This window comes from Streptococcus ovuberis, from assembly GCF_012396585.1.
Lineage (GTDB): Bacteria > Bacillota > Bacilli > Lactobacillales > Streptococcaceae > Streptococcus > Streptococcus ovuberis.
Map to the genome: position 1 here is coordinate 1 of NZ_JAAXPR010000006.1, position 22,807 is coordinate 22,807.

Sequence of the window (22,807 nt, forward strand, 5' to 3'; positions counted from 1 at the left end):
CATAAGATACTCCGAATTATTTACAAACTACTTACTACTCACCAACCCTATCAAAAAGAAAAGGCGTTAGGACTGAGGCAACAGTTCTAACACCAAATCTTAAAAATTTTTCAACTTTAGTATAGCATAGGGAGTGTCTTTTTGTGCTTTTTTACTGTATTTTTTCAAATAAAAAGCCCCTATATTCTCCGTGGTGGATTTACCCACTACAGCCTTATAGAGCCTCTATCCCATCAGATAATGGCTCTGAGTTTAGTCTCTTAGCCGACTTAGAAGGCGTTGATATTTTTTCGATCATCCTTATTCTTTCCATGAAAGAGGAACAAATGAGAATTTCAATGGTCTCCTCAGAGTTTCTCCCAAAAAGACAGTTGCTCAACCCAATGACTAACGAAGAGTTTACTCGTTATACTCAGCTATCAATGGGAGACTTAGGCGTCTGCATCATAACAAAACAGCAAAATTTTTGTGTCAGCTAACCCAAACAGCCTAAAGATGGAATACTAGTCTACCCACGAACTTGCTGCATTTGACTTGACAACGTGCAAAGCTTAAATTTTTCTTAAAAAATCCTTAAAAATGATTGACAAGAAATGACCGGTGTTGTATAATACTAGTAACCCTATAGGGAAAATATAAAAATAATAGGAGATTTTTTAAAATGAAAAAATCAATCGTTTCATTAGCTGTTGCAGCTTTGCTTGCTTCTCCAGCAGTAGTTTTGGCGACTGAAACTGATACAGTTAAGCTTCAACCCGCTACTGGTTCAGCATGGGTAGACGAAAATAATACTAAACCTGCTGAAACTGCCTACGATACAGGTGCAGCTGTTGTAGAAGCTGGTTACGTTAAAGACATTGAAAAAAATGAAATTGGTACTAATGTTAAAGTTGGAACAAAAACTTATATCGTTGGTGATGTAAAATCTGGTGATTACCGTGTAATTACTGAAGACGAATACCTTGTTCGCGCTGAAGGTACTGGTAAAGCTGATGCTGCTAAAGATCCTGCTGCTCCAGCTGTTGAAGAAGCGCCAAAAGCTGAAGAGAAGAAAGAAGAAGCTAAGCCAGCAGCTAAAGCTGTTAAAGCAGCAGCTACTAAGACTGGTTCAAAAGCTCTTCCAAAAACAAGCGCAGTTAAATAATTTAGTTGCAAACTGAAAAGGTTGCCTGCGGGCAACTTTTTCTATTTCTGGAATGAAAGGATTTATGTTTCATGTCATCTAAATTATGGGGACGTCTATTTGCGGTCTTAACCATCTTCTCACTTTTCTTGGCTGGTTGTCAGAAAAAAGAAGAAAAAACAGTTAAATCTACGACTACACCTCTCAAAATTGAATCTAAGTATACTGTAAGCGAAGAGGAAAAGTCCGCTTTAACAGCTCAATTTGACGCATTAAAGGCTATTAACTCTGATACAATCGCTTATGTCTATGCTCCGGGGACTCAGTTAGATGAGCCAGTTGTCCAAACAACGGATAATGCTACCTACCTTGAAAAGACTTTCGAAGGCGGTGTTCAGCCATATCTTGGTACAGTCTTTATGGATATGGACAATGCTAGTGATTTTAGTGATAGCTTGACCTGGTTGTTTGGCCATGCTCGTGGAATGAAGGTAGCAGATCATCGGATGTTTAATGATGTTAACTATTACGATGAGCAGTCTTATTTTGATGAGCATCCTTATGTGGTTATCCAAACCCCTGAGCGCAATTATTACTACGAAGCAGCTTTCTTGATCATTGTTCCGGAGACAACGGCATTTTACCGAACAGAATTTGATAGTAAGGAAGATTTTGCCACACAGCTGACAGAAGTCAGCGAAATGGCGCATACTAAGAATCCTAATATCAAAATCAGTCCAGAGGACAAGTATCTGGTCTTGTCAACCTGTCGTGAGTATGATGAGACGATTCGTTCAAACCTATATTTGCGCCAGATTCCTGACTCAGAGATGAACGATTTCTTAGCGAAAAACAAGGATAAGTTGGCCTACGTACCAACTCGCTAAACATTGCTGATAAGATTGGAGAACAGACGCTGTCTAGTTTTTCCAATCTTTTTTTGTGAGCTGAGGTAGATAGCGAGATTGTGGGGCATGGGAAGTCCTTTCTAATCCCAGTCGATGGTCAAAGAAAGACCATTTGGTTGGCGAAACGAAGGAGGACACGTTTTTTATTAGCTGTTGATAGGTTGTTGTAGACATGAAGGTGGGGAGTGACTGGAGAGGTCAGCCTCATACCTGATTTATCGAATCGTTCGACAGTTCCGAGTAAAAATCGTCCATTCGGCTCGCCTTTGATGACTAGTTCTAAAACTTTTTCAGAGTAGACTGGGGATGTGATGAGGTGCTTGAAAAAATTGACATAGCAGGCTGTTGGATTTTTCCCCGAAATGATAGTACCATCAGCTAAGGCGATGGTGTAGCCTTGGTGGTGGGGATGGTACTCTTTTTCCGATTCATTTGCAGAGAGTTCAAAGAGTGGGATATTGGCGACCTCTTCCAAGACATTTTGGCTAATATGCCAGATGTTATCGGCATGAATCTTGCTGATTTTATCAATCCAAGAAGAATTTCCTTGTGTGGCATTTTCTAGCTCAAATCCTGCTTCTCGAAACTCTTTGATAAGGAGGGCTTCCAGGTAATCCAGCTGCGACTTGTCCAAATGCCCATCTTCTCGCCCAAAAAAGATGACTTGGCTCCACCAATTTTTTTCCTTATCATGTTGATGGAGACGAGTATATACGGATGTAGCTGCTTGTCCAATGTAGCGTTTATTTTCGCTAATGAGGATGTAAATACCAGCTTTTTGTGCTTCGGGTATTTGTTTGAGGGCGTTGAGGTCTGAGCGATGTGCTACAGTTACGACGCTAGGCTCTTTGGTATAGACGGTGATATTGTCCCGACCGTTGTCTGCAGCGATGATCGTGTGGTGTACCATAGCTTTCTCCTTGTCTTCCCCTTATTATGCAAAAAAAGCACTGCCAGAAGCAGTGCGTTTAATCGTTTAGTTGTACTGAATGGTCACGGTGTCTTCTGCGTCTTCCATCAGCTGTCGTGAGGTTTCTAACTCCTGCAGTTGTTGCAGCTCTTGCCCTGAGAAATAGCTGGTATTAAGATATTGTAAGAAGGGCGATAGAGATAAGATGGCTTTGTCAAGTAGGAGATCATGTCCCTCAACTGTAAAAGAAATGGCTGACCAATCGTCTGTCTCAAACTGGGTCAATAAATCCGTACGTGCGGCTTTGGCTTGTGGTTCTTCGGATTTGTAGAGCAGGTTGTCTAACTGCTGTCTGAACCCAGCTTTGTCCTTGATGAGGTCGTTGAGGGTAAAGGGTGATCCATCTGATTTAGCGTAGAACTGCGTGACGGTTTGTTCGTCTGAAAGCTGAACGTCTAGTCCTTTGGTGCGATAGGTACGTTGAATCAAATCATAGGCAAGGATGTTTTCCAGCTTTGACTTGCTTGTTTGAGGGTAGATGACCAGCCATTCTTGGTTTATCAGAGATTGCTTTTGTGGTTTTATGTTGTCGATATAGGAATCGACCTGCTGGCGAATGCTGCTTGTCTCATCAGACTGACTGAAAAAGATAAGCTCACTCTCAAAAGTCTGTGTTGCCTGCTGACCAATGGCGCTGATGGTCGGAATATCTGTGATAATTGCCATGTTTAGCTCGTTAAACTCCTTGTTGAAGCGCTGCTGTTGCCAGTGACGTCCCCCAAAAAGTGCAAGCCCAGACAGGGCAAGAACGAGTAGTAGACCAATGATAAAACGGTATTTTTTCATCCTGTGCACCTCCTTTCACTATTCATTATAGCATACCCAAGTTTTTTTGCAAGCGCTATCTTTTTGCTGTATTGCTGAACAATTAGCGGGTGCTAGAGAGCTCAATAAATGGTATAATAGAGAGGATAGGAGGAGTAGGTAGGCCTTATTCGCTACGCGGTTGTATCATTGCGGTCAATGCCCTCCATCTGTCAGCTGAAAGACGAATGTGCTAGCTTAATTACCAGTACAAGAACAATTTTACCCCAATTTTAACCGAAAAAGGAGCACCATCATGAGCAAATACGGATTTTTAAGCGTTTTAGAGGAAGAGTTGGATGAGCACTTTTCTTACGACTTTGCCATCGACTGGGACAAGAAAAACCATGCGGTCGAGGTCAGCTTTGTCCTTGAAGCGGGACTGCCCGAGGGCGTCTCTTTGGAAGATAGCGGAGCAGATGATGAGGGAGTGGTTCTGGAAGAGTTTATCCTCTTCTATCACCCAGACAAATCTAGCTTTGACCCAGAAGACTATTTGGTCGCTCTGCCTTTTGACCCGAAAAAAGGCTTGTCACGACAGTTTTTGAGCTACTTTGCCCAGTTCCTGCAAGCCACTGCCGACCAAGGCATGGACGACTTATTGGACTTCCTTGCCGATGACACCGCCGATGAATTTGCCATGGTGTGGAATACAGAAGCCTTTGAACAAGGCAGAGCTGAATTGAAGGAAACAGAGTGGTATGGGTATCCGAGGTATTGAGATGAATTTGTTGCACCAACAGTTTGAGTTTTCAGGCTGTAAAATAGCCTTGATTTATGACAATCACCTATTGACTATTTTAAGAGATAACAAGCTGGAGATTCCTTTTCCAAATATGTGGGAAATTCCTGGAGGTGGACGTGAGGGAGATGAACCCCTTTTGATTGCGTATCACGTGAACTCTATGAAGAACTAGGCATATTCATTACGGCTGAGCAAATCATCTGGAGTAAATGCTATCCAGGTATACTAAATCCTAGTAAGACAAGTATTTTTGTGGTCGAACATCTTCTTAAAAAGCAAGTTGACCAAATCGTGCTTGGCGATGAAGGGGAAGGCTACCAATTCATACCGATCAACCAGTTTTTAATAGACAAAACCGTTATTCAGCTATTTCAGGATCGATTTAGAGATTACTTAGATAATCATATTGAAAATAGCCAATAACTTCAAGCACGAGTTTAATGTTTAATATACGAAAGTGAGGATTTGAGCATGATCCGTTTAAAACAAGCGGTATTTTCAGATTTGGATTGTATTGAAGCTATTCAACGAGCCAGTTTTGAAGGATTATATGCGAAGTACAGAGACAAAGATAATCCCTACTTAGAAAGTCGGGAGGCAATTGAGGAAAAATTTTCTCGTCCGACTAGCCACTATTATCTTATGGAAGCAAATGATAAGATTGTTGGTTTCTTGCGTGTGCAGATGAATATGGAGGAGACGGAAGGGTGGCTAGGGATTGTAGCAGTTTTACCCGAAGAGCAACAAAAAGGCTATGCTTATCAAGCCATCAACTTGTTAGATGCCACCTTTCCAAAGGTGAATAAGTGGGATTTACGCACTATTCTACAAGAAAATCACTTGGTACATCTTTATAAAAAATGTGGCTATCGTCAAACGCAACATATCGAAAACTTGCAAGAGGGAATGGATTTGGTAGCTATGATAAAGGAAATATCATGCATAACATCTTAACAGATTACAAGACTATCTTAGCCACCTATCCAAATCCTAAACAATTGACCAAGTTAGATAGAAAAAAGCGACACCAACTGTTTCAGGAGTGGTTACAGAAGTCATATGAGAACTTACCAACTTTAGATGAAATCATCAGATTTGGAGATATCTATAAGCCATTATTACAAGCGACATTCTTTGAAAAGCTGTCCCCGGTTTTTTTAGCAGATATCAATACAGGTCATTTGACAGCCATCAAATGGTTACTTGGTGATGGGACAGTTTGTGCCTACAATGAACCATGGGCTTCTGCTTTTCAAGGGTTAAACCGATATACTATCGCTAAGCAAGTTTTAGCAAAGGAACCTGACTATCGTCCTGCTTTACTGTATCTGTATCATCTGATGAAACGACAGATTACTTTTGACCTGCATGAAGTGCCTTGGGGTGTTTTGGTGGAGAAGGGGACTTTGAAGGAGAATTTAGCCTATGTTGACTGCTTTGAGCAACTTAGTCAAAAGTTAGGCTTCTTTGAACAAGATGAGGCTATAGCTGATGAAGCTAGATACCATTACCGTGCATGGGAAAGCTATTTATCTGAGTTGGACAGCTATGAGCATTTTGCACATTATTTAGCACAAGATAAAAAATAGAAAAGGACAAACCATATGACCACATGGAACGAAGTAACGCTCACGGTAGACCGTGAGGCGCAGGAGGCTGTCAGCAATCTTTTGGTGGAGCTGGGCAGTCAGGGTGTGATGATAGAAGACAGCAGGGACTATCTGGACAAGGAAGACCTCTTTGGCGAGATCATCCCAGAGGTGACACAGGATGACAGTGTGACCATCACAGGCTACTATCCTGATACGCAGGACTTGGCTGCTATTAAGACCAGCATCCAGGCTGGGCTAGCAGAGATGGTGGCGGCTGGGCTTGAGCTCGGCGAAACAACGCTTGCTAGCAGCGAGCTCGCCGAGGAAGACTGGGCGGACAACTGGAAAAAATACTACGAGCCGACCCGTATTACCCACGATTTGACCATTGTGCCCAGCTGGACAGACTATGAGCCGACCGCTGGAGAAAAGGTTATCCGTCTTGACCCTGGGATGGCCTTTGGGACAGGGACTCACCCGACTACTAAGATGAGCCTCTTTGCCCTGTCACAGGTACTTCGTGGGGGTGAGACCGTTCTTGATGTCGGCACAGGCTCTGGGGTTCTCTCCATCGCTAGCTCCCTCTTGGGCGCTAAGGAAATTTTTGCTTACGACTTGGACGAGGTGGCGGTGCGCGTAGCAGAGGAAAATATCCAGCTCAATGCGACCACAACCAACATTACCGTCAGCACGGGCGACCTGCTCCGAGGGGTGACGCAGGAGGCTGATGTCATCGTGGCCAATATTTTGGCGGACATCCTAATCCATCTGACCGCCGATGCCTATCGTCTGGTCAAGGATGAGGGGTATCTGATTATGAGCGGTATCATCGCTGACAAGTGGGAAATGGTGCGTGACAGTGCGGAGAGCGCAGGCTTTTTCCTCGAAACCCACATGATTCAGGGCGAGTGGAACTGTGTAGTCTTTAAGAAAACCGACGATATGTCGGGCGTGATTGGAGGCTAAATGCAGCAGTATTTTGTACATGGCAGAGCGCCGCAAGAAGGGCTGGTGACCATCACGGATAAGGAGACCGCCAAGCACATGTTTTCCGTCATGCGCTTGCAGCCAGACGATGAGGTGGTGCTGGTTTTTGACGATGCTATCAAGCGCCGTGCCAAGGTCATCAGCAAAGAGGATCAGACCTTTGAGCTGATCGAAGACTTGGCAGATATGGTCGAACTTCCAGTCTCTGTCACCATTGCGGTTGGCTTTCCCAAGGGAGATAAGTTGGAGTTTCTGGCTCAGAAAGTCACCGAGCTAGGCGCTAGCCAGCTTCAAGCCTTTCCTGCCGACTGGTCTGTCGTCAAATGGGACAGCAAAAAACTCACCAAAAAAGCTGAAAAGCTGGAAAAGATTGCCCTCGGAGCTGCTGAGCAGTCTAAACGCAACCGTATCCCAGCAGTCCAACTCTTTGAAACCAAGACCGCCTTTCTCCAGCAACTAACAAATTTTGACCACGTTCTCATCGCCTACGAAGAAGCCGCCAAGCAGGGCGAGACCAGTCAGCTTGTCCAAGCCCTAAGCAAGATGCAAACAGGCGACAACCTTCTCTTTGTTTTCGGCCCAGAGGGTGGGATTTCCTCAGCCGAAATCGACCAGCTGACCGCTCTAGGTGCAAAAACGGTTGGTCTTGGTCCTCGTATCCTCCGAGCCGAAACCGCCCCGCTCTATGCCTTGTCAGCAGTGAGTTATGCCGTGGAGTTGAAAGGAAATTAGATGTCAAACCAACTGTTCGCCATTGGCGACGTACATGGAAAATATCGTTTAGTGCAAGACTTGTTGCAAAAATGGGACAAAACGACCCAGCAGCTGGTCTTTATAGGAGACCTCATCGACCGAGGAGAAGACAGCAAGTCCTGTCTGGAGTTGGTTTGTCGGTTGGTGCGTGAGGAGGGAGCAGTTTGTCTCATGGGCAATCATGAGTGGATGTTTCTACGTTACCTAGATGACCCGACAGAGCGGTATGACCACTACCAGCGCAATGGCGGAGATACAACCATCAATTCGCTCTTGGGACGACCGCTGGATGCGCAGGTGGACCCTGTGTCGGATGCGGTAGCGATCGTAGGGCAGTATGCTGAGATGGTGGACCAGATTCGAGAGTTTCCCTATCTGTATGAGACGCAGGAGTATCTCTTTGTGCATGCAGGGTTGGATTTGAGCTTGCCTGATGTGCGTGAGACAGCCGACTATGACAAGGTGTGGCTGCGCCAACCTTTTCATGAGGGGCAAAACCAGACAGGGAAGCGGATTGTCTTTGGGCATACACCGACCAAATACCTCTTTGATTGTCAGGACTACCCCGACCAAATCTGGACCACAGAAGATGGCAAGATTGGCATTGATGGTGGAGCGGTGTATGGCGGTTATTTGCATGGTGTGGCCTTAGATGAGACTGGAGTGGTAAAGGTTCATAGTGTAGGTGAGACTCTCTCAGATCAAACTATCATAGATGGTTAGAGGGAAAAGGAGAAGCGGATGGATTTTCTAGAGGTGATTAATCAGCATTATAAGCAACTTTCGCCACAGGAGCGGGCAATTATTGCCTATTTGCAAAGTTATGAGAGTTCCTTGACGAAGTTGACCAGTCAAGAACTGGCTGATGCTTGTTTTGTATCTCGCAGTAGTATTTTTCGTCTCTTGAAAAAATTGGCGTTAGATAGTTTCACGGAGCTCCGTCTTCTGGCTCTTAATTCCCAACAAAAAGCCGAGCAGGCTCTGCAAAAATCAACCTTTGCAGCTATCGCTCAAGCTTATCATACCTACATTGATCAGATTTTTGAGACATTGGATTTGAGTCGGATTGTCAAGCTCCTTCAGGAGACGGATGTCCTCTACCTCTACGGTACGGGGAACGAGCAAAAGTTGGACAGTTAATGATGATATGCTTGTTTTAGTTAGCTTGTCAATGGCTCTTTTCCCATTCTGACCCGATCAGTTGGTTAATGTCTTGATCGATTTTGGAGCTATAAACATTAATGAATTGAGCGCATTAGATAATTGAGTTGCTTATTGATTCTAGATTTCTCTTCTTTGAGGGGCATCTCTTTACAACTAAAATAGAGAGGTTGGGACAATTATCCCAACCTCTCTATTATTTTTAAACGACTTAGTCCAATTGGTCCACGGTAGAATGTGAAAAAACTTAGAATGGCCATTTTTGAGACCTGTTTCTAAGTTTTTTAAACTATCGAATTGATACCTATTTACGAAACAATCTCAGTGAGGGGTGCTAGTTGGATGTCCAGATCTGTAAGGCTGGTTCTGATTTTTTGAACAAAGGCGAGAGCCTTAGGACCGTCACCGTGGACGCAGATGGAATCAGCCTGGATAGGGATTTCCTTGCCGTCTATCGATGTTACGGTACCCTTGGTAATCATCTGGATGAGACGATTGATCGCAAGGGTTTCGTCCGTAATCATGGCGCCTTCCTTAGTACGTGCAACAAGAGAGCCGTCCTTTTCATAGGCACGGTCAGCAAAGACTTCTTTGGCGATACGAAGACCAGCAGCCTGTCCGGCCAAGGCCATCTCGCTGGCACCAGGACAGAGCAGGAGGAGCTTGTCATCAAAACGAGCGACAGATTCGGCGATAGCTGTCGCTAGGTCTTTGTCCTTAGTAGCCATGTTGTAGAGAGCTCCGTGGGGCTTGACATGCTGGAGCTTGATGCCGTGATGTCTGGTGAAGGCTTCAAGAGCTCCAAGCTGGTAGGTGACATAGGCAGCAACTTCGCTGGGGCTAACTTGTAGATTACGTCGACCAAAGCCGATAAGATCTGGAAATCCTGGATGGGCGCCCATAGCGATACCAGCTTTTGTAACCAGTTGACAAGTTTTTTCCATAACCAAAGGGTCGCCAGCATGGTAACCGCAAGCAACATTGGCGGAGGTGATGAGGGGAATGATCGCTTGATCTTGGCCGATGCGGTAGGCACCAAAGCTCTCGCCTAGGTCACTGTTTAAATCAACACGATAGGTCATAAGGTCTCCTTATCTATTCAACAGTTTTTCAATAAAGCTGGTATCAATATCACCTTCAATAAATTGAGGGTGGTGCATGATCTGGAATTGGAAATCCAAGTTGGTCTCAACACCAAGTACAACCATCTCATTGAGGGCTGTTTTCATCTTTTGGATAGCAGCTAGGCGGTCTGGCGCGTGAACGATGACTTTGGCAATCATAGAGTCATACTCAGATGGAATGTGATAGCCTGTGTAGAGGCCCGTGTCGACGCGCACACCATTGCCTGCTGGTAGGTGGAGATGATTGATAGGGCCAGGATTTGGCATAAAATTCTTGGCTGGAATCTCAGCGTTGATACGACATTCGATGGCATGGCCACGAATAGCGATATCTTCTTGCTTGAAGGACAAGGGTAAGTCACTAGCGACACGAATTTGCTCAATAATTAGATCGGTGCCTGTGACCATTTCAGTTACACCGTGTTCTACTTGGATGCGGGTGTTCATTTCCATGAAGTAAAAATTTTGATGTTTGTCCATGATGAATTCAACCGTACCTGCATTGGTGTAGTTGACAGCTTTTGCAGCCTTGATAGCCGCTTGGTTGAGCGCCTGACGGGTAGCTTCATCGATGGAAGGCGATGGCGATTCTTCGATTAATTTCTGGTGGTTACGCTGGACGGAACAGTCACGTTCACCTAGCGCAACGACATTGCCAAAATGGTCAGCCATGATTTGGATTTCGATGTGTTTGGGCTCTTCGACATATTTTTCCAGATACATGGAATCGTCTGCAAAGGCATTAATTGATTCACTCTGAGCGATCGTGAATTGGTCTTCAAAGTCTAAGGCAGAGCGAGAGACTCGCATGCCCTTGCCACCGCCGCCTGAAGAGGCCTTAATCATAATAGGAAAACCAATCTGATCAATGAGCTTTTTAGCCTCTGAAACATCATTGAGGTGGCTGGGACTACCTGGGACAACGGGGACCTGGGCAGCCGTCATGGTTTTTCGAGCTTGGGATTTGTTGCCCATCTGTTCAATGACTTCAGGTTGGGGTCCGATAAAGATAAGATTGTGTTCAATACAAAGGCGGGCAAAATCTGCATTTTCAGAAAGAAAACCGAATCCTGGATGAATAGCGTCAGCATTCACGTTAAGGGCTGCTGAGATGATTCTTTCTTCATTGAGATAGGAATTACGTGCGGGTCCTTCTCCGATACAGACCCGCTGGTCCGCCAGTTTGACATGAAGGCTCTTGCTGTCTTCTTTGGAATAGATAGCAACAGACTTGATGCCCATATTGCGACAGGCACGAATGATACGGACCGCAATTTCTCCGCGGTTGGCAATCAGTACTTTTTTAATCATAGGGCCACCGCCTAGAGTTTCTTGATTCTAAAGAGAGGCTGACCGTATTCGACTTTTTGTTCGTTGCTGACTAGGATAGCCTCAACTTCACAATCGAAGTCCACGGTCAGTTCATTCATCAGTTTCATAGCTTCAACGATACAGATGGTTTGACCAGCCTTAAGTTTATCGCCGACACGGGCAAAGGCTGGAATATCAGGTCCTGCTGCTGAGTAGAACGTTCCAACGATTGGCGATGTAACGAAATCTTCGTCATTGTCATCGTCTTCAGCCGGTAAAGAATTATGACTCGTCGCCATGGGAGCCGCTGTTACGATAGGATCCGTAGTCAGTTTGCGTCCAAGGGAAATCTTACGATCACCTTCTTCTAGTGTCAATTCACTGAGACTAGAATTTTCAAAGATAGCAACCAATTCTTTAATGTTTTCTAAATTCATGAGTTCCTCCTATTGGAATAGGGTGGCCAAACGTTTAGCAACCTGGCGTCTGTCTAAAACTTCTCGGCAAGGTTGGTGGATAGTTTGACGCATGCGTTTGTATTCTTTCATTTCTTGAGCAATGAGGTGTTGGGCTTCTTCAACACTGATGGCTTTAAATCGGATATGGTGATCCGTTTTGCGTTGGACCAATTTAGGAAGATCGACAGAAGCGACCGTTGCGATTTTAGCATAGCCACCAGTGGTTTGGCGATCGGCCAAGAGAATAATCGGTTTGCCATGAGCAGGGACCTGAATAGAACCAAAGGCTGTTCCATCTGAGATGATGTCAGCTTTTCCTTTGTGAGCGATATAAGGTCCTTCTAAGCGGCAGCCCATACGGTCAAAATCACCTGTTACCGTATAAGTCTCGTTGAGGAAGGTGTGGAGACCTTGCTTTGTAAAATGATGGTCTTGAGGCCCTAGTACAACGCGTAACGTTTCTTCTTCTTGGTTAAATTCATCAATGTCTAAGGTCCGTGAAAGAAAGTAAGGCAGGTAGAGACGATTGATCCGAAAGCCGATAAAGTCATCAGCTTGCAGTTTTCGTCCTTTGAAGCCTCCGATACCTACTTTGACATTGGTTGAGCGACTGCCCATGATAACTGGAATTTGCAAATAACTGGAGAAGCTGATATAACCTCTAGAGCCGGTTCGGGCACCGCCGAAAGCAAGGACGTCTCCCTTGTGCATATAGATAGCGGTATACATAGGAGCAGCTTGCCCGTTAATGGTTGGCTGGAAATCTCCCCCTGTAATAGCGATAATAGTATCCTGGGTGAATTCAAGCGTAGGTCCCACAAGGGCAAATTCAAGGACCGCTTCGTTTTCAGGATTATCAATTAAGAGGTTGGCAATCCGAAAACTGCGGACATCCATTACTCCGGACACGCCAAAACCTTGGCTCTGATAACCGTTTCGGCCCAGGTCTTGGACAGTGGTCATCAGACCGGGTTTGAGAATTCTAATGCCCATGGCGTACCTCCTCTTCGGTGAGAATAGTGATGGCATAAGAGCCTTCTGCGACCGCTTTTTCAATCGTGTCAAATGCTTCTTGGCTAATAGGCTTGAAGCGGATGTAGTCTCCCGCTTCAAAGAGAATCGGTGTTTTGCGACTAGGGTCATAGGTCTTGACAGGCGTACGGCCAATCAGCTGCCAACCACCGGGTGAACTGATCGGGTAAATGCCAGTCTGATTGCCCCCGATGCCGACACTCCCGGCTTCAATAGAGAGGCGAGGGTTGTCTAAGCGTGGCGTATGGATAGCCTCATCGAGACCACCAAGATAGGTAAACCCTGGAAGAAAGCCTAGCATGTAAATCAAGTAATCGCGGCTGCTGTGGCGATGGATGACTTCTTCTTTGGAGAGCCCAGCGTACTGCGCAACAAAGTCTAGGTCGGGTCCGTAGTCACCGTCATAGCAGACGGGGATCTCGAGAATACGGTGTTGACCGTCCTTGGTCTTGATGTTAAGCTTGAGCAGTTTGGACAGGCGTTTGCTGAGGCTACTATAGGAAATAATGCGGGGATCATAGGTTAAAAGCAAGGAGGCGAATGCCGGGATGATGTCTAATACCCCTTCAATGGGTTGCTCCTTCATGAGTTGTAGGAGCCCCTTGATGCGTTGATTAATTTCAGGCTTGATCGCCTGTTCAAATGCGATAAGAAGAGCTGAATCACCAGCTGTTCGGATGGTGTAGTCCATGTAAAAACTCCTGGGGAATGTGTTTGTTCTGTGAAAATCAGGCAGAGTTAGCGAACTGTCAGCCACTAGACCAAGTCGGGTCGGGCTTGAAATGGTTCTTTGCTCCGCTATTTTCAAGGGAAAAAGCAGAGACAAACCACAGGTCTCGCAGTTTGACCCTGCCTAGGGTGAGTGTTAAAAATCTGTATTAATCAGCGAAGGATTTAGTGAATCCTAAAGAGCTAGTTGATAGATGTGGGCAATAGAAGTTTATCACCTTGCCATAGGAGCGCGTTATTCTTAAGCGAATAACTGCCCTAGATTGGAGAGCGATGTCATTCCTAGGTAAGCAGTGATGATAACCACTATGATTCCTGTAACGAGTAGCCATTTAGGATGGCGGTAGGTCTCTCCCATTATACTGGTTTTTTGGCTGGCAATCAAACAAACCCCTAGGGTAATTGGGAGAATCAAACCATTGAGAGCTCCAGCAATGACTAACAGATTAGCCGGTTGACCAATCAGTGCCATCACAAGGGTAGATAAGATGATGAAGCAGATGGTCACCAGTTTATCGTTTTTTTGGATCAGAGGATGCAAGGTTTTGAGGAAGGACACAGAAGTGTAAGCAGCACCAACGATAGAGGTAACTGCAGCTGAGAGTAGGACAAGGCCGAAGAAGCGGTAGCCAAGTTCACCAGCGCCTTGCTTGAAAGCATCAGCAGCAGGGTTAGATGGATCCAGAGTTACACCCTTGACCACGACTCCCAAGATAGCAAGAAAGAGAAAGACACGGACGATGGTTGCAATAGAGATGCCCATGACAGCAGAGCGTTTGACGTGATTGAGATTATCTAGACCAGTGTAGCCAGCATCAATGAGACGGTGGGCTCCTGCATAAGTAATGTAGCCACCAACTGTTCCGCCGAGCAGGGTCAGAATTGGGCTAAAGAGAGACGTGATCCCTGATGACGGAGCAATGGTCTCTTTCAGTGCCATCCCAACGGGCGGTTGAACCATAAGGATAACGATAAAGATGACGGCAATCATGAGAGCCCCCAAAATCTTGGTAAACTTGTCCATGGCTGCCATAGCATCTTTAAAGAGAAAGATGAGGATAGCCAGGCCCCCCGCTAGGAAACAACCGATGGTTGTAGGAATCCCTAAGAGGGTGTTAAAGCCTAGAGCGCCACCACCAACGTTTCCGATATTGAAGACCAACCCTCCAAGAACAATGAGAAAGGCTAGAAAATAGCCAAGGCCAGGAAGCAACTTGTTGCCGACATCTTGTCCACGGAAGTTGCTGACGGTTAGGACACGCCAAACATTGAGCTGGACGATCAGAGCTAGGACAATGGAAGATAATATGACAAAACCAAAACTAGCTCCAAAGTCATTGGTGAATTTTGCAGTTTGGGTTAGGAAGCCAGGCCCGATAGCAGATGTTGCCATGATGAAAGCAGCCCCTAGCAGAGCGCCACGATTCGATTTCTTTTTATCCATAGAAGACCTCCAGAAAATTTAGAATGATTTGATTATACTCTAATCTTTTTTAAAAAGCAAGTTTTTTTAAAAATCATGTAAGAAAATATAACATGAGCTATTGGATGTCATTTTCGAGAGAGGAGGTTACCCTCGTTTTTAAAAAGAAAGGTCAGATTATCAACAGGTTATTAACAGTTTGTGGAAAAACTTGTAGAAGACATGAAAATGCGGGCAAAGGTAGCTTTTTGGATGAGGAGTTTTCCACAGACAAAGGGTATTTTCCACAAAACGGTGAAAAACTGTGGAAAACAGGAGAAATGAGGAGTAGCTTTGCGCTTTTCTCCAAAAAAATGGTAAAATAGGAACAAGATTTCAAGGAGATAGCAGAGATGCCGAAAGAGATAAATTTGACTGGGGAAGAGGTTGTTGCCCTAGTTGCCCAGTATTTGACTAAAGAGGATGTGACGTTTGTAAGCAGGGCCTTGGATTATGCTGTTGCTAGTCACGAGGGACAGTTTAGAAAATCTGGTGAACCCTATATTATCCACCCGATTCAGGTGGCAGGGATACTGGCTGGTCTTCATCTAGATGCAGTGACGGTGGCCTGTGGCTTTTTGCATGATGTGGTTGAGGACACAGAAGTCACTTTGGATGATTTGGAACGAGACTTCGGAAGCGATGTTCGTCTAATCGTGGATGGCGTGACCAAGCTCGGTAAGGTGGAGTATAAGAGTCACGAAGAACAGTTGGCGGAGAATCATCGCAAAATGCTGATTGCTATGTCTCAGGACATGCGAGTTATTTTGGTTAAGTTGGCGGATAGGCTCCACAATATGCGGACCATCAAGCATTTGCGAAAGGATAAGCAGGAGCGGATTTCACGTGAAACAATGGAAATCTATGCACCGCTTGCTCATCGGTTGGGGATTTCGTCTGTCAAGTGGGAATTGGAAGACATGAGTTTCCGATACCTCAATGAGGATGAGTTTTACCGGATTTCACGTCTGATGAAGGAAAAGCGTAGGGAGCGCGAGGCTTTGGTTGATGGGGTGGTTGAAAAAATTTCGACCTACACAGAAGAACGTCATCTTAAAGGACAGATCAATGGTCGACCCAAGCACATTTATTCTATATACCGCAAGATGCACGATAAGCACAAGCGATTCGATGAGCTTTACGATTTGATCGCTATTCGCTGTATCATGAATACACCGAGCGATGTCTATGCCATGCTAGGTTATATCCATGAATTATGGCGTCCTATGCCTGGGAGGTTCAAGGATTATATCGCTAATCCTAAGGCCAATGGCTATCAGTCCATCCACACGACGGTTTATGGGCCTAAAGGACCGATTGAGTTTCAGATTAGGACCCAGGAAATGCATGAGGTGGCTGAGTATGGGGTAGCTGCTCACTGGGCCTATAAAAAGGGGATAACTGGTAAAGTAGAACAAAAAGAGACAGCTCTTGGCATGTCTTGGATCGCGAATATGCTAGAATTGCAGGCCGATAGTGATGATGCTCAAGGCTTTGTCTCCTCGGTCAAGGAGGACATTTTTACCGAGCGGATCTATGTCTTTACGCCGAATGGGGATGTGCGTGAGCTACCTAAAGACTCTGGCCCTATTGATTTTGCCTATGATATTCATACTAATGTCGGTGAGAAAGCGACAGGAGCCAAGGTCAATGGTCGCATGGTGCCCCTCACGACTAAGCTAAAAACAGGGGATCAGGTAGAAATCATCACGTCCAGTAATTCCTTTGGGCCGAGCCGTGACTGGATTACTATCGTTAAAACCCACAAGGCCAGAAACAAAATTCGTCAATTTTTCAAAAATCAGGACAAGGAGCTATCAATCGTCAAAGGTCGGGAAATGCTCCAAGAAGTTCTTCAGGAAAATGGCTACGTCGCTAATAAATACCTGGATCGCAAACACATGGAAGAAGCTCTTCAAAAGACAGGCTACAAGACGGAAGAAGCGATCTTTGCAGCTATTGGATTTGGAGAGATTTCAGCTATTTCAGTCTTTAACCGTTTAACGGAAAAAGAGCGCCGTGAAGCTGAGCGTGCCAAGGCCAAGGCTGTTGCTGATGAATTGGTCAAGGGTGGCGAAGTCAAGCAGGAGCATAAGCACAAAGACAACCTCAAAGTCAAACATGAGGGCGGTGTTATTATTCAAGGGGCATCAGGCCTCATGATGCGGATTGCTAAGTGCTGTAGCCCTGTGCCAGGTGATGAGATTGTTGGCTATATCACCAAGGGGCGCGGAGTGGCTATCCATCGGACGGACTGCATGAATCTCAAGAGTCAGGAAAATTATGAGCAACGCTTGATTGACGTGGAGTGGGAAGAGTCTAATTCCAACAAGGAATACTTGGCTGAGGTTGATATCTACGGCCTTAATCGTTCAGGACTTCTCAACGATGTGCTCAAGGTCTTGACCAATTCCAATCACAATATTTCTAGCGTCAATGCCCAGCCGACCAAGGACATGAAGTTTGCCAATATCCATATCAGTTTCTTTATCTCGAACTTGTCTAGCCTGACAACAATTGTCGACAAGATTAAGTCGGTACCAGAAGTTTATTCGGTCAAGCGAACCAATGGTTGATGTGAAAAATAGTTATCAGCACAGCCCTTTTGAAATAACTGTCAGAGAGATGGTGGCTTCAGAAGAAGGACTTTGGTTTCTTGGTCCATTGAAGTAGGAATGAATGAAATGAAAATTATCATACAGCGCGTGCAGGAAGCGTCGGTCACTGTTGACCAAAAAGTAGTCGGTCAGATTCATCAAGGGTTGTTGTTATTAGTTGGTGTAGGGCCGGATGATTCTCAGAAGGATCTGGATTATGCAGTCAGAAAGATTGTCAATATGCGGATCTTTTCAGATGAGGCTGGCAAGATGAATTGGTCTATTCAGGATATTGCAGGGAGGATTCTGTCGGTTTCTCAATTTACCCTCTTTGCAGATACTAAAAAAGGGAACCGGCCGGCTTTTAATGGCGGAGCAAAAGCGGATAAGGCCAAGGAACTCTATGAGCAATTGAATCAGGCTCTCCGCTCGTTTGTTCCTGTAGAGGAGGGCATCTTTGCAGCTGATATGCAGGTCAGCCTAGTCAATGATGGTCCGGTGACGATTGTCCTGGATACCAAGCAGGCTTTGTCTTAGATTTCTGTCTTGGCCAACAATTTTGCTGGTGTTTCTAGAGAGAAGATGTCATCCAGAAAAGTCAATTGCTTGGTTTGCTAGCCAACGACAATCTTATTAAAAAAGCCTTAGAACCAAAATCTTTACGGAAGGGATTCTAAGGCTTTTAAGGTTAATGCGAATTTTGAAAGGTCTACAGGTTCTAAAATTTCTTGGACAGTAGAGCTATTTTTAGCTAGTTTACTCATTCAAAATCAAACAGAGTAACCACTATTTGAGGTGATTATCAATGGAGATAGAGTTGGCTGGCAATTCCCATCATCAGAGGCAGGCTGAGCAGGGAGAGGATGGTTGTTAGGAGGACTAAACGAGACCCGTAACCATAATCGTTGCCGTAGACTTGGCTGAAAAGGGCTGTATTCATAGCACTTGGGGAACAGGAAGCAATGGTTAGGGCTAGCTTAAGGCTAGGCGTTCCGATAGGGAGGCAATAAATCAGTAAAATAGAGAGAGCTGAGGTTATGATCAGGCGTAAAAAGGCGGTCCAGTAGGCAGGAAGGTAGCAGAACACATCAGTCCATGAGGCTTTATAAAAATAGGTTCCTAAGACCAAGGTAGATAAGGGGGTATTGAGCAAGGCAAAACTAGCGATGGCCTCTGAAGCGACAGTAGGCAGGTCATAGGGAAACATAAAGAGGATTAGGCCGATCGCAGTTGAGATGGAGGCTGGGTTGATTAGGGCATTTTTTAAGGCAATGCGTTTTCTGTCGCCTGTCAGGAGGTAGATGCCGTAGGTCCATTGCAGGATTTGGTTAGCAACGACAAAACCCGAGATGTAAAACACAGCTTCTTGCCCTCCTACGGCAAAAGCTAAAGGAGTGCCCAAGAAACCCACATTGGCAAAGAGAACAGCGTAAGTGTCAATCGCTCTCTTTCTAGGCATCAAGTACCTCACCACAAGGATTCGACTGCCTAGGATACCGAAAGCCATGCCGATAGTTAGGAGTAGAAATTGCAGACTCCTCAGGCTGTAATCAGCCTTGAGGAAGGAAGAGATGAAAAGACTGGGAGCGACATAGGTAGTCAGTAATTTGGACAGTTGGCGCGTGACCTTGGGAGTCAGTATCTCTTTTTTGGCCAAGTAATAGCCCATGGCCATGAGGCAAAAGAGTACAATCAGTTTTTGAAAAACCATGGAAGCAATCAGCATAATAGCACCTCTTTGTTGATATGTGTTCTATTATAACACAAGCGTTTTGAAAATAGCAGAGCTCCTTTGTTAGCTGAGTGCTGAATTGAGGTGGTGTATTTTGGAGTGATAGAGCATCTTCTTAGTTTGCAAATGGCGAGAGATGTTTTATAATGGGGTAACGATAGAAAGTAGAGGATAGGGATGATTTGATTAAGAAAAACAGCTTCGACGCTAAAATATCAGGAAATCCATATAGATTAAAACAATGAATACAGGCAACTAGCAAAGTGACATGGCTGTGAAAAACATACAACTGTTTTTGATATAGAGATTGGGATAGGAAATGGGAGATAGAAGAGTAGAAGGAGAGAGAAGATGAAAGCGACAATGAAAGAAGTAGCGGAACTAGCTGGGGTAGGAGTTGGTACCGTATCAAGAGTTATCAATGGTGTCAAGGTTAAAGATTCTACTATGCAAAAAGTTCAAGAAGCTATTGCTATTTTAAATTACCAACCAGATGAATATGCCAGAGGGTTAAAGACCAATAAAAGTAATATTATCGCCTTGATTATTCCTACAATCTGGCACCCATTTTTTAGCGAATTTGCTTACCATGTAGAGAAGCGTTTAAGTCAACTCAATTATAAGCTCTTTATTTGTAATGCAGAATTAGATGGGCAAAAAGAGAGTGAATACATAGAAATGTTGGGCAAAAATAAGGTGGACGGTATTATCGGCATTACCTATTCTGATATTGATACACACATCTCATCTAACCTTCCTTTTGTCAGCATTGATAGACATTTCTCTGAGACAATTCCCTATGTGACAGCAGATAATTATCAGGGAGGACGTTTGGCAGCAGAGGTCCTTATTCAAAAAGGTGCAACCTATCTCGCTTACATAGGAGGGATTAACCAATTTGAGAATGAGACAAGTTATCGAAAGCAAGGGTTTTATGATAGATTAGAGGAAGCAGGGGTACCGTTTGAAACGTTAGATATGCCAGAACCTATTCACGATTTGGAAGTACAGGTTGAGCAATTTTTAGGGGCCTATCCGTTGGTTGATGGCATTTTTACAGTCAATGATTTTATGGCTATGACAGTGATGAAAGTGGCTAATCGATTAGGACGATCTGTTCCAAAAGATCTTCAATTGATTGGTTTTGATGGCTTAAGAGCAGCTGCAGATCAAGAGTGTTATGTGTCAACGATTGTTCAGCCACTTGAACAGATGGCTCAGAGGGCGGTTGAGCTTCTGTTGAGTATTATTGAGGATAAACCACATGAGACGAGGGTTGTGTTACCTGTTTCCTTTCATGAGGGAGGAACAACAAAGTGACGGAGAAAGGGTCTAAAAATTTTGCTAAAAAGTACTTGACAACAACAAAAAAACGGTTACAATGATACTATAATTGAAACGTTTCCAAAAAAGCGTTTAACAAAGAGGCTAAGGCCTCGTTGTTTTACCCAATAATTGAAACGTTTCCAAAAAGGAGAGACTTATGGATAAAGAACACGCAAAAGGCTCAGGTTTGTGGCAACGTGTTAAGCGTCAGCGAATTTTATTGCTAATGTTATTACCTGGTTTAATCTTGACCTTTATTTTTAAGTATGTCCCCATGTATGGGGTACTCATCGCTTTCAAGAATTACAATCCTTTGCAAGGGGTTTGGGGAAGTGAGTGGATAGGATTTGAGCAATTCACAAAATTTATCTCGTCTCCAAATTTTGGGGTATTGCTTGGAAATACTCTAAAACTGAGTATCTATGGATTGCTTCTGGGCTTTTTTCCACCAATTGTCTTGGCAATCATGCTAAATCAACTCTTAAGTGACAAGGCTAAGAAGCGTATTCAATTGATTCTTTATGCTCCTAATTTTATTTCAGTAGTTGTTATTGTAGGGATGGTCTTCCTATTCTTTTCAGTGGGAGGTCCCATTAATAGCTTGTTAGGTCTCTTTGGAATTCAAGCTAATTTCTTAACGGATCCTGATTTTTTCAGGCCACTCTATATTTTTAGTGGGATTTGGCAAGGCATGGGTTGGGCCTCTACCCTTTACACGGCAACTTTGGTGAATGTGGATCCATCCTTAATTGAAGCAGCTAAATTAGATGGTGCTAACATTTTTCAACGAATTTGGCATATTGATCTCCCAGCATTAAAACCGATTATGATTATTCAGTTTGTCCTTGCTGCCGGAGGCATTATGAATGTTGGATATGAGAAAGCATTCTTGATGCAGACATCTCTAAATCTAACCAGTTCAGAGATTATTTCAACCTATGTTTATAAGGTTGGTCTCGTTTCAGGAGATTATTCGTATTCGACAGCTGTAGGACTATTTAATGCATTGATTAATGTTATCTTATTGATCTCGGTCAATAAAATAGTAGAGCGCCTCAATGATGGTCAAGGATTATAGGAGGTTATAGTTGCTATGAATACACAGATTTATACAAAGTTTGACAAGCGGATGCTCGTCCTAAACAAGATTTTATTAGCTTTTTTCGTGCTAATTACGTTACTTCCTTTGGTCTATATTTTAGTAGCTTCCTTTATGGATCCACAGATTTTAGTCAGTCAAGGCATTAGTTTTAATCCCAAAGATTGGACGATTGAAGGTTACCAGCGAGTCTTTTCAGATGATTCTATTTTACGAGGTTTCTTAAACTCCTTCTTCTACTCTTTTTCCTTTGCCTTTTTGACGGTTGCGGTCACTGTGCTGACAGCTTATCCATTGTCCAAACCAAATTTAGTTGGAAAGAAGTGGATCAATATATTTTTGATTATCACCATGTTTTTTGGAGGAGGTTTAGTGCCAACCTACCTCTTGATCAAGGACCTAGGGATGCTCAATACTGTCTGGGCGATCCTATTACCTGGTGCTGTCAATGTTTGGAATATCATTTTGGCTAGAACCTATTTTCAAGGCTTGCCTGAGGAGTTGGTTGAAGCTGCAACAATAGATGGTGCTAGCGACTGGCAGGTCTTTTGGAAAATTATGCTTCCACTCGCTAAACCGATTATGTTTGTTCTTTTCTTATATGCTTTTGTTGGGCAATGGAATTCTTACTTTGATGCTATGATTTATATTAAAGACCCAAATCTAGAACCATTGCAACTGGTCCTTAGAAAAATCCTTATTCAAAGTGAGCCAGCAAAGGATATGATTGGTGCACAAGCTGCAATGAATGAGCTCAAGCGATTGGCGGAAATGATAAAATATGCCACTATTGTCATCTCTAGCTTACCGCTGATTGTCATGTATCCATTCTTCCAAAAGTACTTTGACAAAGGAATTATGGCTGGTTCCCTGAAGGGATAATCATTAACTAAT

24 protein-coding genes and 2 pseudogenes are annotated in these 22,807 nt (G+C 44.2%); 17 read left to right on the plus strand and 9 right to left on the minus strand.

Going from position 1 to position 22,807, the window contains the following annotated elements; genetic code table 11:
• Positions 1-200: 200 nt before the first annotated feature.
• The 3 genes and pseudogenes from HF992_RS11955 to srtB form a co-directional block, all read left to right on the plus strand.
• A pseudogene (locus HF992_RS11955) lies at positions 201-493 on the plus strand (IS30 family transposase); the annotation flags it as partial.
• A 168-nt stretch (positions 494-661) separates the two neighbouring features.
• Positions 662-1,144 carry an LPKTxAVK-anchored surface protein gene (locus HF992_RS04700; RefSeq protein ID WP_168548905.1) on the plus strand — a complete coding sequence of 161 codons (483 nt, stop codon included), beginning with the start codon at positions 662-664 and terminating at the stop codon, positions 1,142-1,144.
• A 71-nt stretch (positions 1,145-1,215) separates the two neighbouring features.
• Positions 1,216-2,010 (plus strand): class B sortase, LPKTxAVK-specific, encoded by a 795-nt coding sequence (gene srtB, locus HF992_RS04705; RefSeq protein WP_168548906.1) that lies wholly within the window; start codon positions 1,216-1,218, stop codon positions 2,008-2,010.
• 118 nt (positions 2,011-2,128) lie between these two features.
• Here the strand turns inward: srtB and HF992_RS04710 are convergent, their stop codons facing one another.
• On the minus strand, positions 2,129-2,941 hold the full coding sequence (locus HF992_RS04710; RefSeq protein WP_168548907.1) for a GIY-YIG nuclease family protein: 813 nt from the start codon (positions 2,939-2,941) through the stop codon (positions 2,129-2,131).
• A gap of 66 nt (positions 2,942-3,007) precedes the next feature.
• On the minus strand, positions 3,008-3,787 hold the full coding sequence (locus tag HF992_RS04715) for a hypothetical protein (RefSeq protein ID WP_168548908.1): 780 nt from the start codon (positions 3,785-3,787) through the stop codon (positions 3,008-3,010).
• A 274-nt stretch (positions 3,788-4,061) separates the two neighbouring features.
• Between HF992_RS04715 and HF992_RS04720 the strand changes: the two genes are divergently transcribed.
• From HF992_RS04720 to HF992_RS04755, 8 genes and pseudogenes are all read left to right on the plus strand, one after another.
• Complete coding sequence (locus HF992_RS04720; RefSeq protein WP_168548909.1) at positions 4,062-4,526, plus strand: DUF3013 family protein; 465 nt, start codon at positions 4,062-4,064, stop codon at positions 4,524-4,526.
• Positions 4,507-4,973, plus strand: a pseudogene (locus HF992_RS11960) (NUDIX hydrolase). Before HF992_RS04720 ends, HF992_RS11960 begins: the two are co-directional and overlap by 20 nt.
• Before the next feature lie 48 nt (positions 4,974-5,021).
• Positions 5,022-5,504 carry a GNAT family N-acetyltransferase gene (locus tag HF992_RS04730; protein ID WP_168548910.1) on the plus strand — a complete coding sequence of 161 codons (483 nt, stop codon included), beginning with the start codon at positions 5,022-5,024 and terminating at the stop codon, positions 5,502-5,504.
• Positions 5,489-6,139, plus strand: a complete 651-nt coding sequence (locus HF992_RS04735) for a hypothetical protein (RefSeq protein WP_168548911.1) — start codon at positions 5,489-5,491, stop codon at positions 6,137-6,139. Before HF992_RS04730 ends, HF992_RS04735 begins: the two co-directional genes overlap by 16 nt.
• Positions 6,140-6,154: 15 nt before the next feature.
• Positions 6,155-7,108 carry a 50S ribosomal protein L11 methyltransferase gene (gene prmA, locus HF992_RS04740; protein ID WP_168548912.1) on the plus strand — a complete coding sequence of 318 codons (954 nt, stop codon included), beginning with the start codon at positions 6,155-6,157 and terminating at the stop codon, positions 7,106-7,108.
• Positions 7,109-7,861 (plus strand): 16S rRNA (uracil(1498)-N(3))-methyltransferase, encoded by a 753-nt coding sequence (locus HF992_RS04745; protein ID WP_168548913.1) that lies wholly within the window; start codon positions 7,109-7,111, stop codon positions 7,859-7,861. It begins immediately after the preceding gene.
• Positions 7,862-8,605, plus strand: a complete 744-nt coding sequence (locus tag HF992_RS04750) for a metallophosphoesterase (protein WP_168548914.1) — start codon at positions 7,862-7,864, stop codon at positions 8,603-8,605.
• An 18-nt stretch (positions 8,606-8,623) separates the two neighbouring features.
• A complete protein-coding gene (locus HF992_RS04755) occupies positions 8,624-9,022 on the plus strand; it encodes a MurR/RpiR family transcriptional regulator (RefSeq protein ID WP_168548915.1) in 399 nt (132 codons plus the stop codon).
• A 329-nt stretch (positions 9,023-9,351) separates the two neighbouring features.
• Here the strand turns inward: HF992_RS04755 and HF992_RS04760 are convergent, their stop codons facing one another.
• From HF992_RS04760 to HF992_RS04785, 6 genes are all read right to left on the minus strand, one after another.
• Positions 9,352-10,125, minus strand: a complete 774-nt coding sequence (locus HF992_RS04760) for a LamB/YcsF family protein (RefSeq protein WP_168548916.1) — start codon at positions 10,123-10,125, stop codon at positions 9,352-9,354.
• Positions 10,126-10,134: 9 nt separating this feature from the next.
• On the minus strand, positions 10,135-11,478 hold the full coding sequence (gene accC / locus HF992_RS04765) for an acetyl-CoA carboxylase biotin carboxylase subunit (RefSeq protein WP_168548917.1): 1,344 nt from the start codon (positions 11,476-11,478) through the stop codon (positions 10,135-10,137).
• An 11-nt stretch (positions 11,479-11,489) separates the two neighbouring features.
• On the minus strand, positions 11,490-11,915 hold the full coding sequence (gene accB / locus HF992_RS04770; protein WP_168548918.1) for an acetyl-CoA carboxylase biotin carboxyl carrier protein: 426 nt from the start codon (positions 11,913-11,915) through the stop codon (positions 11,490-11,492).
• Between the two features lie 9 nt (positions 11,916-11,924).
• On the minus strand, positions 11,925-12,929 hold the full coding sequence (locus HF992_RS04775) for a 5-oxoprolinase subunit C family protein (RefSeq protein WP_168548919.1): 1,005 nt from the start codon (positions 12,927-12,929) through the stop codon (positions 11,925-11,927).
• On the minus strand, positions 12,919-13,659 hold the full coding sequence (gene pxpB / locus HF992_RS04780) for a 5-oxoprolinase subunit PxpB (RefSeq protein ID WP_168548920.1): 741 nt from the start codon (positions 13,657-13,659) through the stop codon (positions 12,919-12,921). Before pxpB ends, HF992_RS04775 begins: the two co-directional genes overlap by 11 nt.
• 279 nt (positions 13,660-13,938) lie before the next feature.
• Positions 13,939-15,141, minus strand: a complete 1,203-nt coding sequence (locus HF992_RS04785) for an NRAMP family divalent metal transporter (protein ID WP_168548921.1) — start codon at positions 15,139-15,141, stop codon at positions 13,939-13,941.
• A 92-nt stretch (positions 15,142-15,233) separates the two neighbouring features.
• Between HF992_RS04785 and HF992_RS04790 the strand changes: the two genes are divergently transcribed.
• From HF992_RS04790 to dtd, 3 genes are all read left to right on the plus strand, one after another.
• Positions 15,234-15,485, plus strand: coding sequence for a hypothetical protein (locus tag HF992_RS04790; RefSeq protein ID WP_168548922.1), 252 nt, complete (start codon positions 15,234-15,236; stop codon positions 15,483-15,485).
• 27 nt (positions 15,486-15,512) lie between these two features.
• Positions 15,513-17,735, plus strand: a complete 2,223-nt coding sequence (locus tag HF992_RS04795) for a RelA/SpoT family protein (RefSeq protein ID WP_168548923.1) — start codon at positions 15,513-15,515, stop codon at positions 17,733-17,735.
• Between the two features lie 108 nt (positions 17,736-17,843).
• Positions 17,844-18,293, plus strand: a complete 450-nt coding sequence (gene dtd / locus HF992_RS04800) for a D-aminoacyl-tRNA deacylase (RefSeq protein ID WP_168548924.1) — start codon at positions 17,844-17,846, stop codon at positions 18,291-18,293.
• A 265-nt stretch (positions 18,294-18,558) separates the two neighbouring features.
• Here the strand turns inward: dtd and HF992_RS04805 are convergent, their stop codons facing one another.
• Positions 18,559-19,482: an AEC family transporter gene (locus HF992_RS04805; RefSeq protein ID WP_168548925.1), complete on the minus strand. Its 924-nt coding sequence runs from the start codon at positions 19,480-19,482 to the stop codon at positions 18,559-18,561.
• A gap of 357 nt (positions 19,483-19,839) precedes the next feature.
• Between HF992_RS04805 and HF992_RS04810 the strand changes: the two genes are divergently transcribed.
• The 3 genes from HF992_RS04810 to HF992_RS04820 all read left to right on the plus strand — a co-directional run bounded on the left by HF992_RS04810 (position 19,840) and on the right by HF992_RS04820 (position 22,795).
• Positions 19,840-20,808: a LacI family DNA-binding transcriptional regulator gene (locus HF992_RS04810; RefSeq protein WP_168548926.1), complete on the plus strand. Its 969-nt coding sequence runs from the start codon at positions 19,840-19,842 to the stop codon at positions 20,806-20,808.
• A 163-nt stretch (positions 20,809-20,971) separates the two neighbouring features.
• Positions 20,972-21,892 carry an ABC transporter permease gene (locus HF992_RS04815; protein ID WP_168548927.1) on the plus strand — a complete coding sequence of 307 codons (921 nt, stop codon included), beginning with the start codon at positions 20,972-20,974 and terminating at the stop codon, positions 21,890-21,892.
• Between the two features lie 15 nt (positions 21,893-21,907).
• Positions 21,908-22,795, plus strand: coding sequence for a carbohydrate ABC transporter permease (locus HF992_RS04820; protein WP_168548928.1), 888 nt, complete (start codon positions 21,908-21,910; stop codon positions 22,793-22,795).
• Positions 22,796-22,807 lie beyond the last annotated feature (12 nt).